Genomic DNA, 15,259 nt, shown 5'->3' with positions numbered 1-15,259 from the left:
CTTAAGGGGGCAACCACAAGAGATGGGCCCTTATAGGGCCTGTTCAAACCACCCGTTCAACGGGTGGTTTTGATTATAAAAAGATATTCGGAAACGAGTCCTAAGAAATGTGGTCAATAAAAGATTTTATCTTTATTCCAACCAAAAGAATCAAAGATAAGCTGTCTGCGCGAGAGTAGAGCTCTCCGATTTGTGCTTAACCAACAACGCGAACAGTTCGCGGGTTCAACCCGCTATTCGTCCAGCTTGAGAACTGCCATGAAGGCTTCCTGTGGAACTTCCACAGAACCCAGCTGACGCATTCTCTTTTTGCCTTCCTTCTGTTTTTCCAACAGTTTCTTCTTTCGGGTGATGTCACCGCCGTAGCACTTGGCAAGAACGTCCTTGCGGAATGCCTTGACCGTTTCACGGGCAATAATCTTGCCGCCGACAGCCGCCTGAATCGGCACCTCAAACATCTGACGCGGGATGTTCTCCTTGAGTTTTTCCGCCATCTTGCGCGCACGGGAATAGGCACGGTCAGCATGAACGATAAAGGAGAGCGCATCGACCACCTCGCCGCTGATCATGATGTCCAGCTTAATCAGCTTGGATGGCTGGTAGCCGGCCAGCTCATAGTCAAAGGAAGCATAGCCTTTGGTACGGGATTTGAGCGCATCGAAGAAGTCGTAGACAATCTCGTTGAGCGGCAGCTCATAGTGAATTTCGACGCGGTCGGTGTCCAGATACTTGGTGTCCTTGTAGACGCCGCGGCGCTCCTGACACAGCTCCATAATGGTGCCGATGTAGGACGACGGCGAGAAGATGCTGGCCTTAACATAAGGCTCCTCCGCCGATTCGATGTCCGATGGGTCAGGATAATTGGTCGGGTTGTCGATCATCATGGTGGTGCCGTCGGTCATGTTTAACTTATAGATAACGCTCGGAGCGGTGGTTACCAGGTCGAGGTTAAACTCACGTTCCAGTCGTTCCTGGATAATTTCCATGTGCAGCAGTCCCAAAAAGCCGCAGCGGAAGCCAAAGCCCAGCGCCTTGGAGGTCTCCGGTTCAAACGAGAGGGAAGCATCGTTGAGCTGCAATTTTTCCAGCGCATCGCGCAGATCAGGATATTTTGCGCCATCAGCAGGGTAGATACCGCAGAATACCATCGGGTTGACCTGACGGTAACCGGCGAGCGGTTCCTTGGCAGGAGCATCGGCATGGGTGACGGTGTCGCCGACGACGGTGTCGCGCACGCTCTTGATGCTGGCGGTGATGTAGCCTACCTCACCGGCAGCAAGTCCGCTGCTTGGAACCAGATTGGTTGCGCCCATGTAGCCGACCTCGACCACATGGAACTGTGCGCCGGTGGCCATCATCAAAATGTCGTCACCTGGGCGGACGGTGCCCTGCATGACGCGGATGTAAACGATAACGCCCTTGTAGCTGTCATAATACGAGTCAAAGATCAGCGCCTGCAGAGGAGCGTTAGGGTCGCCGCTCGGCGCCGGAATATCGGTGACGATGCGTTCGAGCACGTCCTCAACGTTTAAGCCGGTCTTTGCCGAGATGCGCGGAGCATCCAGCGCAGGGATGCCGATGATGTCCTCAATCTCGTGGCAGACAACGTCAGGGTTTGCACTGGGAAGGTCGACCTTGTTGATGACCGGAACGACCTCCAGATCATGCTCGACAGCCAGATAGGTGTTGGCAAGTGTCTGAGCCTCAATGCCCTGGGAGGCGTCTACTACCAGCAGTGCGCCTTCGCAGGCAGCCAGCGAACGGGAGACTTCGTAGTTAAAGTCGACGTGTCCAGGAGTGTCGATGAGGTTGAATTCATAGGTGTTGCCATCCTTGGCAGTATATTCCACCTTGACGGCACGGGCCTTGATGGTGATGCCGCGTTCCCGCTCCAGCTCCATGTTGTCCAGCAGCTGGTCCTCCATCTCACGCAGCGAGATGGCCTGGGTTTTTTCCAGGATGCGGTCGGCAAGGGTCGACTTGCCGTGGTCGATATGGGCAATAATGCAGAAATTGCGGATACGGCTGATATCCTTCTGCGAATGGTCTGGCATGAAATCTCACCTTTCTATCAAATCAAAAATCAGTTTCGTTATATCATTGGACAAAACGTCCGGTGCAATAACCTATTGTACCATAAAATGCCCTGCAAAAGAAAGAGCAGTGTTCTTTTCAAATTGTATCATAGACGGTGGACTTTGGGCAAGAGGAGGCAGCAGCCAGGTTAAAAAAAGCCGCTCCATCGGAGCGGCAGGTATCACCATGTTACCGGCACTGTGGACAGCGGAAGGGTGCCCCAACACAGCAGTCCAAAATAGGCGGCAAGCGCCAGTGCAAACAAAATGGCAGCTTTCCCTTTGGAAAGGTGACGGCGCAGTGCCTCCCAATAGCGGGAGAGCAGCCAGCAGTTGACCGAGAAAAACAAAATAAACAACGGGTGATTCCAAAAAGAATAGGTAGCACAGCCCAGCAGATAGCTGATGCAGAGAAAGCAAATCGTTTCAACGATAAGCTCAAGCATACAGGCAATCCGCCCTGTTCGTTTTTGCTCCATCATCACACCTCCTGTGGTTTCAGTATAACACGAGAGGGAAAGCGAAACAACAGCTTACAGGTTATCCAGTTCTCGGGTAAAAAAGTCGTAAAATACGCCCAGTTTTCCGTGGTAGCCTTCTTTCCAGGGCTTGTTGCGTCCATAATAATGGATGATGGCAGTGTGCTGACGCACCCAGTCGATTCCCAGTTTTTCCTCCTTGGGAAGATGCAGGTTTTTTAAGCGCAGATATTTTTCGCCCAGATTGTAGATCAGCGGATCCAGAAAGATGGTGCGATCGGCGTACAGCGCGTTGACAACGTCCTGGTCAGGCAGGAGCAGTGTGTTTTTGTGCTCCTCGATAAACTGATAGATCTGCTGCGGGTCCTGCTGGGTGCGCAGCAGCGACAGGTTCATCATCATGACACCGGAATTGATGTAGCGGGCCTGTTCGGACAGATGCAGCCGTCGCCGGTTAAAGTTTTTGAAGGTCCGGCTTTCAATGTGAGAGGCTGCGGCAAACAGATTGTCCCCGAAGTCGATCTCGTACAGACTGCGCAGAGAGTTGATGACAACAAGGTCGGGATCGAGGTACAAAATGCGGTCGAGCTCCTGGGGAAGATACTGTGCGGCAAACAGGCGGTAGTACATCTCCTTTGGATAGCGGTCGGAGATGGGAGCATCCTGAAACATCTCCTCAGAAAGGGGAACATCAATCAGTTCCGTACGGGGAAGAACCGCTTGAAGCGCAGCAAAATCGTCCTCGGTCAGGCTGTTGTGTGCAACATAGACGGTGAAAATGCCCGTGCTGTCCGACTGAGACAGAGAATAAAGCATGGTGCGCAGCACCTTTAAATAGTTGCGGTCCAGTGTGACAAGAACATTGTATCGGAACATCTGTGACATAAAAATTACCTCCTCTAAAATTTCTCGTCCTGATCGTTCCGGTTTATGGCATTAAGAAATTTTTCCCGTCATCCCTCAGATCCAGCGATGAAAAACGACAAATTTTCAGCCGCAGCAAACTTCCTCTTGAGGATGGGGAAAAAATATCTTTTACAGGGTCAAAAATGTGCTATAATCATATCACAATACGTGCAGAAGATACAACGGAGGAAATGAGAATAGAATGTTAAAGTTTACTAGGTACCTCAAAAAATTCTGGAAGGAAACGCTGATCGGTCCGGCGTTTAAACTGACCGAGGCCATTTTTGAGCTGATCGTTCCGCTGGTCATGGCAAGAATCATCGACGTGGGCATCGCTAATCGCGATACTGTCTATGTTTTGCGGATGGGCGCAGTGATGATTCTGCTGGGACTGGTGGGACTGGGGTGCGCACTGATTTGTCAGTATTGCGCTGCCAGGGCAAGTCAGGGCTTTGGAACGGTGGTGCGCTCCGAGATGTTTGCCCACATCAACCGCCTTTCGCACGGAGAGATTGACCAGATCGGCACACCGTCACTGATTACCCGCATCACCAACGATGTCAATCAGCTGCAGCTGGCAGTAGCCATGCTGATTCGTCTGGTAGTGCGTGCACCGTTCTTGGTCATCGGCGCTACCATTATGGCGCTGCTCATCAACTGGAAATTGGCACTCATCTTCTTTGTGGCAGGCCCTCTGGTCGCGTTAGTGCTCTATCTGATTATGAGCCGGTCGGTGCCGTTTTATCGCATCATCCAGCGCAAACTTGACCGCCTGTCGCTGATTGCCCGCGAAAACCTGTCCGGTGTGCGGGTCATCCGCGCCTTTTCCCGCCAGAAACGGGAAAAGGCGCGCTTCCTGGAGGCAAGCAATGACCAGATGAGCACCTCGATTGCAGTGGGAAAAATCTCTGCGCTGCTCAATCCCCTGACCAGCACCATCATCAATCTGGCGATTGCCGCCGTCCTCTGGTTTGGCGGAATCAAGGTGAATATGGGAGAGATGACCCAGGGAGAGGTGATTGCCTTTGTCAATTACCTCAATCAGATTTTGCTGGCGATGATTGTTGTGGCAAATCTGGTGGTGATCTTCACCAAAGCCTCTGCCTCGGCAAACCGTGTCAGTGAGGTGATGGAGCTGCAGCCGTCGATCACCAACCGCTGTATGGCGCCGGTGGAACCGAAGCCGGACAGCCCGAAGATTTTGTTTGATAAGGTCAGCTTTGTCTATCCCGATGCCAGTGACTACGCGCTCAGCAATATTTCCCTGGAAATTGGGAAGGGACAGACTATCGGTATCATCGGCGGCACCGGCTGCGGAAAATCGACGCTGATCAATCTGATTCCCCGTTTTTATGAGGCTTCCCACGGCAGTATTCAGGTCGACGGCGTCGATGTGCAGAACTATCCGCTCGGTCAGCTGCGCCGTAAAATTGGCATGGTGCCGCAGAAGGCAGTGCTGTTTTCGGGTACGCTGCGCAAAAACATGCAGTGGCGGGACCCCAACGCCACCGACGAACAGATTTGGACAGCGCTGGAAACTGCGCAGGCGGCGGAGTTTGTCCGCCGGATGCCGGATGGTTTGGACAGTGTTATCCTGCAGGGAGGAAAAAATCTGTCAGGCGGACAGAAGCAGCGTCTGACCATTGCCCGCGCACTGATCGGCTCACCGGAAATCCTGATTCTCGACGACAGTGCGAGCGCACTGGACTTCGCGACCGATGCTGCTCTGCGCCGCGCTATTGCTTCTCTTTCCGGTGAAATGACCGTCCTGATCGTGTCCCAACGCGCCAATAGTGTGCGCTATGCCGACCAGATCGTTGTGTTGGAGGATGGACATGCCGTGGGCATCGGAACCCACGATCAACTGCTGCAAAGCTGTAAGGAATATCAGGAAATCTACTGGTCCCAGAACGAACAGCCACAGGAAGGAGGTAAGGCAGAATGAATACCGAGAGACGCAGCGAACTTTTCAAACGAATTCTGACCTTTACAAAACCCTACGGTGGTTATCTGGCGGCAGCTCTTGTCAGCGCTGTGCTCAGTGTTTCGCTTGCCCTCTATCTTCCGGTTTTGATCGGTCGAGGCATCGACCAAATTCTAAAACCAGGGCAGGTATACTTTGGTCAGCTTGCTCCTATTTTGCTTAAGTTGATGGTCGTTGCACTGCTGGCGGCATTGTTTCAGTGGTTGATGACCTTGTGTACTAACATGGTGGCTTACAAAACGGTGCGGGATTTGCGTGTCGCTGTCTTTAATAAGATGGAGGAAGTGCCGCTGTCGCTCATCGACAGCCGTTCCCACGGCGACATTATCGGCCGCATCATCAACGATATTGACTCCATCTCGGATGGACTGCTGCAAGGTTTTTCCCAGCTGTTTACCGGCGTCATTACCATTCTTATCACCCTGGTCTATATGCTTTCGCTCAATTTCAAGGTGGGATTGGTGGTCATTGTGATCACTCCCTTGTCGCTGTTTGTCGCTTCGTTTATCGCTAAGCATAGCTTTCAGATGTTCCGCGCGCAGAGCGCCATCCGAGGCCAGCTGAGCGGTTATATTGAGGAGATGGTCGGCAGCCAGAAGGTGGTCAAAGCATTCTGCTATGAGGACCGCGCACAGGACGAATTTAATGAGATCAATCGCCAGCTCTATCTCGCCGGCGTCAAATCGCAGTTTTATTCCTCGCTGACCAACCCCTGCACCCGCTTTGTCAATGGAGTTGTCTATGCGGCAGTCGCCATCTTTGGCGCTTTAAGCTGCATTGCAGGCAGCTTTTCGGTCGGAGCGCTTTCCAGCTTTCTGGCCTATGCAAACCAGTATACCAAACCGTTTAACGAGATTTCCGGCGTCGTCACCGAGCTGCAAACAGCATTGGCAAGTGCAAAGCGCGTCTTTGCGCTGATCGACGAACCGGCGGAGCAGCCGGATGCACCCGACGCTGCCCAGCCGCAGCAAAGCCAGGGCAATGTAGAGATCGACCACGTCAGCTTTTCCTACGATAAAAATCATCCGCTTATCCGTGATTTTAACCTGACTGTCAAGCCAGGTCAGCGCATTGCACTGGTCGGACCGACCGGCTGCGGTAAAACCACCATGATTAACCTGCTGATGCGCTTCTATGATGTGGACGAAGGTGAGATTCGGGTGGATGGCACGCCGGTCAAACAGATTGGACGCGGAGCACTGCGTTCTCTGTACGGCATGGTGTTGCAGGACACCTGGATGTTCAAGGGCTCAGTGCGGGACAACATCGCCTATGGAAAGCCGGATGCTACCGAGGAGGAAATCATCGCAGCAGCCAAAGCAGCGCATGCACACAGCTTTATCAAGCGACTGCCGCAGGGATATGATACCATCCTGTCGGAGGACGGCGGCAACATTTCCCAGGGACAGAAGCAGCTGCTGTGTATTGCCCGCGCGATGCTCACCAAGCCTTCGATGCTCATTTTGGACGAAGCGACCTCCAATATCGACACTCGAACCGAGCTGAAGATCCAGAAGGCATTTGCCGAGATGATGAAGGGACATACCAGCTTTGTGGTAGCGCACCGCCTTTCCACCATCCGAGAGGCCGATTGCATCCTTGTGATGAAGGACGGACAGATCATCGAACAGGGTACCCACAAAGAGCTGCTGCAAAAACAGGGATTTTATCATCAGCTGTATTACAGCCAGTTTGTACAGACCGAAGAATAACGAAAGAGCGCTCCCGTCTGGGAGCGCTCTTTTTGCGGACTTAAGCTATTCTGCCTTGAGAGGGACACAGACCTCGGTGACCCAGTTGTCAGGATTAGGGTCCATGGCAGGGGATACGTGATAGATATTAAACATCGGGCCCTGCATCTGGAAGTGATGTTCTTCCACCCACTGTGCAATTTCCTCGTAGACATGACCGATCTGATCGTAGCTGCCGTTGAGCATGACGGTAGCGGCAGTCACCGGAGGGAGGATACCAAAACAAACTTCGTTGACTGGCGGCTGGTCGATGGCAAAGTCGTCGGACAGCTGGACGCGGATCTCGACATCGACATCCTGCTCCCGAAAGCCCTCATCAAAAAAGACAGCCATGGCACATTTGTTCTCAAACATCTTTTTTCCAGGATCAAGGAGCTGAAAGGCGTGGTTCATCTGGGCCCAAAGCTGATGTTCATCTGCATAGGTCGGCAGCACCTTTCGCAGGCAAGCAACCTTCATCCGAGGGAATGTTCTCTTTTCGACGTGGAATTGTTTCATCGTTTGCTCCTTCCTCAGCCGTTCTATGGCTGACTGTACCAGAGACAGCTGGCAGGACAGCTGCTGTTGCTGCTGCTGTAATTCCAGATGCCGCATCTGCAGAAAGCTTTCCAGCTTTTGCGGCTGGTCCAGCAGCTCCAGCATCTTGGTAATCTGGGATAGAGAAATCCCCATCTCCTTTAACAGCTGGATTCGTCCGATGACAGCAAGCTGAGACGCGCTGTAATAACGGTATCCGGTGTAAGGATCGACCGTGTCGGGAGTCAGCAGGCCAATCTCATCGTAATGCCGCAGCATCCGCACACTCACCATTGCCAGTTTTGAAAATTCTCCGATACGAAACATTTGTCTACCTCCTGAGGCATTGTTTTTGAGCTCACTTAGAGTATAAAGGCTGACACAATGGCAGAGTCAAGTGCTTTTTTAAAAAATACGCAAACTAAATTTGCCGGCTTTTTTGCAGTTTGGCAAGGAAAGCCTGATTGTTTTTGCTTTAACAAACTAAATCCTTGTACGGAATCCAAAATTATGGTATAGTGACGATAACTATGAGAAAAACTTTGTTCAGAATAGAGAGATGCGTTGTAAGAGAGGAGAATTTGTATTGAAGCCTAACGAAGAAAAAGAAATCATCGTCATCGGGCATAAAAACCCCGATACCGACTCGATCTGCTCGGCGATTGCCTATGCAAATCTGAAAACAAAGCTAACCGGTAAACCCTATACCCCAAAACGTGCGGGTGAGATCAGCAAGGAAACAGCCTTTGCACTGTCCTATTTTGGAGCGGAAAGTCCAGAGTTTCTGGCGAATGTCCGCACCAGAGTATCGGATATGGAGATCAAGCAGGTGCCTGCGGTGGACGGAAAGATTTCGATTAAACAGGCATACAGCATGATGAAGGAATATGACGCCAGCACCCTGTGCATCACCGGCGAGGACGGCAGCCCAGAGGGACTGATCACTATTTCCAATATCGCCGCTTCGGATATGGATGTCTACGATAACCGCATTGTATCCAAGGCAAAGACCCCTTACGAAAATATCGTCAAGGTGCTGGAAGCCAAGGTCATCTGTGGAGATACCAGCGGCACCTTCGACCGCGGCAGAGTCACCATCGCAGCCAATACCCCTGAGATGATGGTCGATTATGTTGCCGAAAATGACATGGTAGTGATCGGCAACCGCTTTGAGTCGCAGTTTTTCTCGGTGGAGATCGGTGCGTCCTGCATCATTCTGTGTACCAATGCAGAGCCAAACGAAACGATTATCGAGCGTGCAAAAAATCGTGGCTGCATCATTCTGTCCAGCCCTTATGACTCCTATACCGTTGCAAGACTGATTAACCAGAGCATGCCAATCGACTTTTTCATGACCGCACATCACATCCTGTCCTTCTCGCTGGACGACTATACCGATGATGTCAAAGAGGTTATGGCGAAGGAACGCCACCGTTATTTCCCTGTTCTGGATGAACACAGACGTTATATCGGACAGATCTCCAAACGTTCCTTCCTGGCTACCGAGAAAAAACAGGTCATTCTGGTCGACCACAACGAGAAGAATCAGGCGGTAGACGGCGTAGAGAGCGCGGACATCCTCGAAATCATCGACCATCATCGCCTGGGCGGCTTGGAGAGCATCAATCCGGTCTTTTTCCGCAATCAGCCGTTGGGATGCACCGCCACCATCGTTTACCAGCTCTACCAGGAAAACGGCGTGGAGATCGACCGTCAGACTGCCGGACTGCTCTGCTCGGCGATTCTGTCCGATACATTGATGTTCCGTTCTCCGACCTGCACCCAGGTGGACAAACAGGCGGCAGAGGCATTGGCACAGATTGCACAGATCGACATCCCGACCTATGCCCAGGAAATGTTTGAGGCGGGCAGCGACCTGTCCTCCCGTTCGATTGAGGAGATCTTCTATCAGGATTATAAGACCTTCTCAACCGCAGGCGTCAGCTTCGGCGTCGGTCAGATCACCTCGGTCAGCGATGCGGGTCTGCGTCAGCTGATTCCAGCACTCAAAGAGCTGATGAAGGAGAAGATCAGCCACGACCCATCCACCATGCTCTTTTTCCTGCTGACCAACATCATCGAGGAGAGCAGCATCGTGCTGTGCTGTGGCGTGCAGGCAGAGGAGATTCTGCGCCAGTCCAACCACATCGACCAGATTCCGGACGATGGACTGCTGCTGCCTGGCATGGTATCCCGAAAGAAACAGTTTGTTCCGTCGATCATCGCTACCTTACAGCAGTAGAGCACAGTCGATTGACAAAACGGCGCGCGGGTGTTATAATGCCCTTGCATTTTATTTGGAAAGGTGTGAAAGAATGCGTCATTTTTCTCGCTAGTAAGAATATGGGGAAATGTTCGACCGCTGGAACCAGAGCGTTCCGGCTATGGTTGCGTTTGCCCAGCAGCGGGAAAAAGAGATGTTGCATTCTTTTGACGATATAGGAGAGACAGCCGGCCCTGTGAGGACCGACTGCGGTTTTGCTCTGAAAAACAGAAGGTGCAGTGGATTTTTCCGCTGCACCTTTTTTGCGTCTTTGCAAATCGGCAGGACGAGAACAACGACAGTTTTTCAGAGGTGAACGCAGATGTCAATGATTTCGTTATCAAATATTACGTTTTATTACCCGGGAAGTTATGAGCCAGTGTTCCAGCATCTTTCGGCCCATCTGGATACCGACTGGCACCTGGGATTGACCGGACGCAATGGCAGGGGCAAGACGACGCTGCTGCGCCTGCTGCTCGGCTCCCAGCACAAAGAATATGGGCTGACCGACTATCAGGGAAGCATCGTTTCGCAGGCGCCGTTCTGCTTCTTTCCGATGCCGGTGGAGGACAGCTGGGAGCCTGCCTTCGTAGTAGCACAGCAGTTCTGTCCGAATGCGCAGGATTGGGAGCTTCGCCGCCAGCTGGGATTGCTCGAGCTGGACGAAGACACCCTGTGGCGACCCTATGCGCTGTTGTCCGGCGGCGAAAAAACCAAATTGCAGCTGGCGGCGCTGTTTTTGCAGGAGGGCGCTTTCCCGCTGATCGACGAGCCGACCAACCACTTGGATCTGGAGGGACGGCGGACGGTGGCTCAATTTCTGCAAAAACAGCGGGGATTTTTGATGGTTTCCCACGACCGAACCTTTTTGGACGGCTGTGTCGACCACATTCTCTCGCTCGACCGCGACGGCATCCAGCTGCGGCAGGGAAATTTCTCGGGCTGGTATCAGGATTATCAGACCCGAGTGCAGTCTGAGCGGGAACAGAATGAGCGGCTCAAAAAGGAAATTCACCGTCTGGAAGCAGCGGCGCGCCGAACTGCACAGTGGTCCGACCGTGTGGAAGCGACCAAAATTGGGCAGGGACCCTGTGACCGCGGCAATATCGGGCATAAAGCCGCCAAGATGATGAAGCGCTCCAAGTCGATCGAGGCAAGACAGCAGGGTGCCATTGAGGAAAAGAAGCAGCTGCTGCGGTCGGTGGAGAATGTGGGTGCGCTCAAATTACAACCGCTCGATCATTTTGCCAGAAAGCTCGTGGAGGTGCAGGACCTTGCCGTCTGCTATGACGGCAAGCCAGTCTGTGAGCCGCTGCGCCTGGAAGTATATCAGGGAGAGAAAATCTGCCTGCAAGGAACCAATGGATGCGGCAAGACCAGCTTGCTGCGTTTGGTAGCAGGAGAACAGCTGGAATATACGGGGACCTTGACGATGGCTTCGGGACTAAAAATATCGGTGGTGCCGCAGGATACCACAGGACTCAGCGGCAATCTGAGCGATTATCTGGAAAAAGAGGAGGTAGACCTCAGCCGCTGCTTGTCCATCCTGCGAAATCTGGGATTTGAGCGGCGACAGTTTGAAATCCCGCTGGAACAGTACAGCCAGGGACAGAAGAAAAAGGTGTTGATTGCCCGCAGCCTGTGCCAGCAGGCGCACCTCTATCTGTGGGATGAGCCGCTCAACTACATTGACCTCTTTTCGCGGCTTCAGATTGAACAGCTGTTGCAGCAGCAATCGGCGGCAATGCTCTTTGTGGAGCACGATGCTGCCTTCTGCCAAACGGTTGCCACCCGTATTCTGACAGTGACACGCAGAAAGCAGGCGTGATGCAGCACCAAAACGGCCAGTTTTCATATTCTGAAAAGGAGGGGAACTTTCCCTATCCTCCGATAGAAGGTGATTACATATGGCAAACCAGCAAAATAATCTTTCTCAGCGTATTGCGGATACACCGCAGACGCTGCCCAGCTTTCCGCATGTAGATGGGAGTGGCATGGATACGCCGCAGACCTTGCCCAGCTTCCCAGATCAGGACGATGATCTTGCCAATACGCCGCAGACACTGCCCAGCTTTCCGCATCTGGATGGTTCGGGCTTTCCGGTCAGCCCTCTCCCGATTCCACCACAGACCCAGCAGCCAAGCTATCCATCCTCGCGCTGCTGCCGTGTTCGCTTCTTCCATGCAGCAGCACAGTCGGGCGCAGTCAACATCAGCATCGGCGGTCAGCGCGTGGCGACCAACCTTGCCTTCGGTAATTTTTCTTCCTACTATTGCTTTGCAGAAGGTTTCCGCACAGTGACCATTCTGAACGCTTCCAACGGACGCACCGTTTTGCTGCGCAAGACAGTGCCGTTGGGCGCAGGGGAAGTCCTGACCTTTGTGCTGGTCAACAATGCTTCGACCGGAGCGCTGGAGCTTAGCCGCATCAGTGACCTTGCCTGCTCCAACCAAATGAATGGATTTGGCTGTCTGCGGATGGCCAATTTCCTTCTGGGAGATACTGCTTTGGATCTGCTGTCAACCGATGGAAGCGTGCTGTTTTCGGATGTCCGTTACAAGGAAACAACGATGGCACGCCGCCTGAGCAGCGGAAGATACAGCTTTTATGTGGTGAATACCCCGCCTCTGGTTCAGCCTCGTGTCAGCGGTATCGAGATGGACAGCAGTGACTATCGGGTCAGCCGCAACTATCTGCCAGGTTATGGAGAGTTTGAACCGGTCATCTCCTTCTCTCTGCGGGTCAGACAGGGGATGATGTATACGGCCTACATCATCGGTCAGGCAAATACCGACGAGGTACAGGTAGTCGTCGCAGAAAACTAGAACATTTTTTCACTTGGTAAAAAAGAGGCGGATTTGTTCCGCCTCTTTGCTCTTATCATAAAAATAGTCCAAAGAGTTTTGGGTAAAATATACATATTATACAGAGTTGACAGCACTTCTTATTGACAGACCGCGCATTTTATGTCACTCTAAAAGAGTAAAGATGGATCAATATAACATTTTTCGACAAAGTGAGGAGGGGAAAAATGCCTCAGGAAGAAAAAGAACGTGTGAAGCAGCAGGTGTCATTGGTTGCAATTTCGGCGGCGATTATGATTGTTGTTGCCCAGTTAAACTTTAATTTGATTATCAATGGGTTTAAGATTTCGCTGGCAGTTATCTGTCTGCCGATCTTTGCCTTTTTGCTTGAAAATTTCCCGTCTTTTCCGGTAACGCTGGTGACAGCTCCTGGCATTATGCTGGTGCGCAGCGTGTTTGAGTGGTTGGACGGAGGCAGTTTTCTGGAGGCAGTGGCGTCCTATTCGCCGGAAATGCTGTTTTACCTGATCTATGGTGGCCTGTTCTCCATCTATGTCCGACTGGTTCCAATCTCCCATTTCCGTCCTGTCCGCTTGCTTCCGCTGATAGCGATTGATATGGTTTCCAACATTTCGGAAATCTTTGTGCGCCTGGGTCCCAATGGATTCTCGGTTTCGGTTTTCACCCAGCTGCTGGTGGTTGCAGTGGGCAGAACAGCACTGGCAATGATGTTTCTGGCAGCCTTTGATGCGTATGGACTGTTTATCCTGAAAAAAGATGACCGGATTCGTTATCGCCGGCTGCTGCTGCTGACTTCTCAGCTGAAAAGCGAGATTATCTGGATGAATAAAAATACCACCCGCATTGAAGAGACGATGGCAATTTCCTATGGATTATACAATGAGCTGAATAACATTGAGGATCCCCGTGCAAAACAGGCGGCACAAAAGGCATTGACGGTGGCAAAGGATATCCATGAGGTCAAAAAAGAGTATTATCTGATTATGAATGGTATTTCTTCTGCACTCAACACCGATCAGGAAGAAAACGGCATGTGGATCAGAAGCATTTATCAGGTAATTCAGGAAAGCGTAAAGCATGTCTTTGGGGAATATGGTCAGAATATGCAGATAGATTTTTCTATCAGCAAAAACTTTTACACGGACAAGCATTATTTCCTGATGTCGGTGCTGCGCAACCTGGTCAATAATGCCGCAGAGGCAGCGGGAGAGGGCGAAGCCAAAGTGCTGCTGTCCGAGTGGGAGGAAGGAGAAGATTATCTGCTTTCGGTTCACGATAACTGCGGAGGTATTGCCCCCGAATATCTGCCAACCATTTTTATGCCAGGTTTCTCTACCAAGATTAACTATGAAACCGGACAGGTCAGCCGCGGATTGGGCCTGAGCCTGGTCAAGGACATTGTGGAAACACAGTTGGGCGGCAGCATTGACGTCCATTCGGAAAATGGATGTACCGAATTTATCATGAGAATTCCAAAACAAAATCTGGAGGTGGCTGTAAAATGAAAATATATCTCATCGACGATGATGCCAGCGTCTGCAATATCCTGAAGATCATTATTCAGCAGAAAAAGCTGGGTGAGGTCTGCGGCACTGCCTCCAATGGAATGGATGCGCTGGAGGATCTGCCCTATGTAATGCCGGACATTGTCATCGTTGACCTGCTGATGCCGATTATGGACGGCATCAACTTTGTCAAAAAGGCAAAGGAGCAGTATCCTGACATCAGCTATGTCATGCTTTCTCAGGTCAGCAGCAAGGAGATGATCAGCCAGGCGTATGAGTGCGGCGTCACCTTCTTTATTCAAAAGCCGGTCAATGGCATGGAAGTGGTTCGCGTACTTACCAATGTGATTGATTCGATTCAGATGCGGCGCACCTTCCACCAGATGCAGTCGCTGTTTATGAAAGATACTCCTGCACAGGGAACACCGGTGACCATTCCGCAGATGCCTCCTTCGGCGGAACCGCAGGAGGAAAAACCGCACATCAAGCGGCTGCGGGCGATTTTGCAGAAGCTGGGTATCATCGGAGAGAGCGGCAGTGCCGATATTATCACACTGGTGGACTATATGATTGAACAGGGTCCGGAGTCGGGCAAGTTTACCGTTTCCCAGCTCTGTACAAAGTTTAGTCCCAACAACGCCAAGTCGATGGAGCAGCGCATTCGCCGCGCCGTCAATGCAGGCCTGACCAATCTGGCCAACATGGGCATTGAGGACTATTCCAATGACACCTTCCATGATTTTGCAGGCTCGATTTACAGCTTTGAACAGATCCGTAAGGAGATGGACTATATTCGCGGCAAATCGGACAGCCATGGCAAGGTATCGCTGAAAAACTTTTTGAATTCGTTGATTTTCTACTGTACAAATTAAGAGAATCATTTGGCACCCCATCCGAAGATGAATTCGGATAGGGTGCTTTTTTTATATTGTGTAAGGAGAGAATCGCAATCAAT

11 protein-coding genes are annotated in these 15,259 nt (G+C 51.6%); 7 read left to right on the top strand and 4 right to left on the bottom strand.

All coding sequences use genetic code 11. The features are described from left to right. Positions 1-233 precede the first annotated feature (233 nt). The 3 genes from lepA to Q0L39_RS04320 all read right to left on the bottom strand — a co-directional run bounded on the left by lepA (position 234) and on the right by Q0L39_RS04320 (position 3,439). Positions 234-2,054 carry a translation elongation factor 4 gene (gene lepA / locus Q0L39_RS04330; protein ID WP_296627106.1) on the bottom strand — a complete coding sequence of 607 codons (1,821 nt, stop codon included), beginning with the start codon at positions 2,052-2,054 and terminating at the stop codon, positions 234-236. A gap of 203 nt (positions 2,055-2,257) precedes the next feature. Continuing rightward, the gene (locus tag Q0L39_RS04325) at positions 2,258-2,554 is read right to left on the bottom strand and encodes a hypothetical protein (RefSeq protein WP_296627105.1); all 297 of its coding nucleotides are present in this window, start codon (positions 2,552-2,554) and stop codon (positions 2,258-2,260) included. Positions 2,555-2,608: 54 nt separating this feature from the next. Continuing rightward, positions 2,609-3,439: a glycosyltransferase family 8 protein gene (locus tag Q0L39_RS04320; RefSeq protein WP_296627104.1), complete on the bottom strand. Its 831-nt coding sequence runs from the start codon at positions 3,437-3,439 to the stop codon at positions 2,609-2,611. Between the two features lie 223 nt (positions 3,440-3,662). Between Q0L39_RS04320 and Q0L39_RS04315 the strand changes: the two genes are divergently transcribed. Continuing rightward, positions 3,663-5,405, top strand: coding sequence for an ABC transporter ATP-binding protein (locus Q0L39_RS04315; protein ID WP_296627103.1), 1,743 nt, complete (start codon positions 3,663-3,665; stop codon positions 5,403-5,405). Further along, positions 5,402-7,156, top strand: coding sequence for an ABC transporter ATP-binding protein (locus Q0L39_RS04310; protein ID WP_296627102.1), 1,755 nt, complete (start codon positions 5,402-5,404; stop codon positions 7,154-7,156). Before Q0L39_RS04315 ends, Q0L39_RS04310 begins: the two co-directional genes overlap by 4 nt. 45 nt (positions 7,157-7,201) lie before the next feature. Here Q0L39_RS04310 and Q0L39_RS04305 read toward each other — a convergent pair whose 3' ends face one another. Beyond that, positions 7,202-8,038: a MerR family transcriptional regulator gene (locus Q0L39_RS04305; RefSeq protein ID WP_296627101.1), complete on the bottom strand. Its 837-nt coding sequence runs from the start codon at positions 8,036-8,038 to the stop codon at positions 7,202-7,204. Positions 8,039-8,297: 259 nt separating this feature from the next. On the opposite strand from Q0L39_RS04305, the gene Q0L39_RS04300 reads away from it, so the two are divergent. The 5 genes from Q0L39_RS04300 (at position 8,298) to Q0L39_RS04280 (ending at position 15,176) form a co-directional block, all read left to right on the top strand. After that, on the top strand, positions 8,298-9,953 hold the full coding sequence (locus Q0L39_RS04300; protein WP_296627100.1) for a putative manganese-dependent inorganic diphosphatase: 1,656 nt from the start codon (positions 8,298-8,300) through the stop codon (positions 9,951-9,953). Between the two features lie 343 nt (positions 9,954-10,296). Continuing rightward, a complete protein-coding gene (gene abc-f / locus Q0L39_RS04295; protein WP_296627099.1) occupies positions 10,297-11,802 on the top strand; it encodes a ribosomal protection-like ABC-F family protein in 1,506 nt (501 codons plus the stop codon). A gap of 79 nt (positions 11,803-11,881) precedes the next feature. Next, the gene (locus tag Q0L39_RS04290; RefSeq protein WP_296627098.1) at positions 11,882-12,799 is read left to right on the top strand and encodes a DUF4397 domain-containing protein; all 918 of its coding nucleotides are present in this window, start codon (positions 11,882-11,884) and stop codon (positions 12,797-12,799) included. 206 nt (positions 12,800-13,005) lie between these two features. Then, positions 13,006-14,304, top strand: coding sequence for an ATP-binding protein (locus tag Q0L39_RS04285; protein ID WP_296627097.1), 1,299 nt, complete (start codon positions 13,006-13,008; stop codon positions 14,302-14,304). Then, positions 14,301-15,176 carry a response regulator gene (locus Q0L39_RS04280; protein WP_296627096.1) on the top strand — a complete coding sequence of 292 codons (876 nt, stop codon included), beginning with the start codon at positions 14,301-14,303 and terminating at the stop codon, positions 15,174-15,176. Before Q0L39_RS04285 ends, Q0L39_RS04280 begins: the two co-directional genes overlap by 4 nt. Positions 15,177-15,259 lie beyond the last annotated feature (83 nt).

This window comes from uncultured Negativibacillus sp. (genome assembly GCF_944388365.1).
Taxonomy (GTDB): Bacteria; Bacillota; Clostridia; order Oscillospirales; family Ruminococcaceae; genus Negativibacillus.
The sequence above is the reverse complement of the archived record's forward strand: the minus strand, read 5'-3'. Positions and strand labels throughout refer to the sequence as shown.

Coding starts and splice junctions, on each gene's coding strand:
- Q0L39_RS04285 (WP_296627097.1), top strand. CDS start 13,006: ATGCCTCAGGAAGAAAAAGAACGTGTGAAGCAGCAGGTGTCATTGGTT.
- abc-f (WP_296627099.1), top strand. CDS start 10,297: ATGTCAATGATTTCGTTATCAAATATTACGTTTTATTACCCGGGAAGT.
- Q0L39_RS04290 (WP_296627098.1), top strand. CDS start 11,882: ATGGCAAACCAGCAAAATAATCTTTCTCAGCGTATTGCGGATACACCG.
- Q0L39_RS04310 (WP_296627102.1), top strand. CDS start 5,402: ATGAATACCGAGAGACGCAGCGAACTTTTCAAACGAATTCTGACCTTT.
- lepA (WP_296627106.1), bottom strand. CDS start 2,054: ATGCCAGACCATTCGCAGAAGGATATCAGCCGTATCCGCAATTTCTGC.
- Q0L39_RS04315 (WP_296627103.1), top strand. CDS start 3,663: ATGTTAAAGTTTACTAGGTACCTCAAAAAATTCTGGAAGGAAACGCTG.
- Q0L39_RS04325 (WP_296627105.1), bottom strand. CDS start 2,554: ATGGAGCAAAAACGAACAGGGCGGATTGCCTGTATGCTTGAGCTTATC.
- Q0L39_RS04280 (WP_296627096.1), top strand. CDS start 14,301: ATGAAAATATATCTCATCGACGATGATGCCAGCGTCTGCAATATCCTG.
- Q0L39_RS04320 (WP_296627104.1), bottom strand. CDS start 3,439: ATGTCACAGATGTTCCGATACAATGTTCTTGTCACACTGGACCGCAAC.
- Q0L39_RS04305 (WP_296627101.1), bottom strand. CDS start 8,038: ATGTTTCGTATCGGAGAATTTTCAAAACTGGCAATGGTGAGTGTGCGG.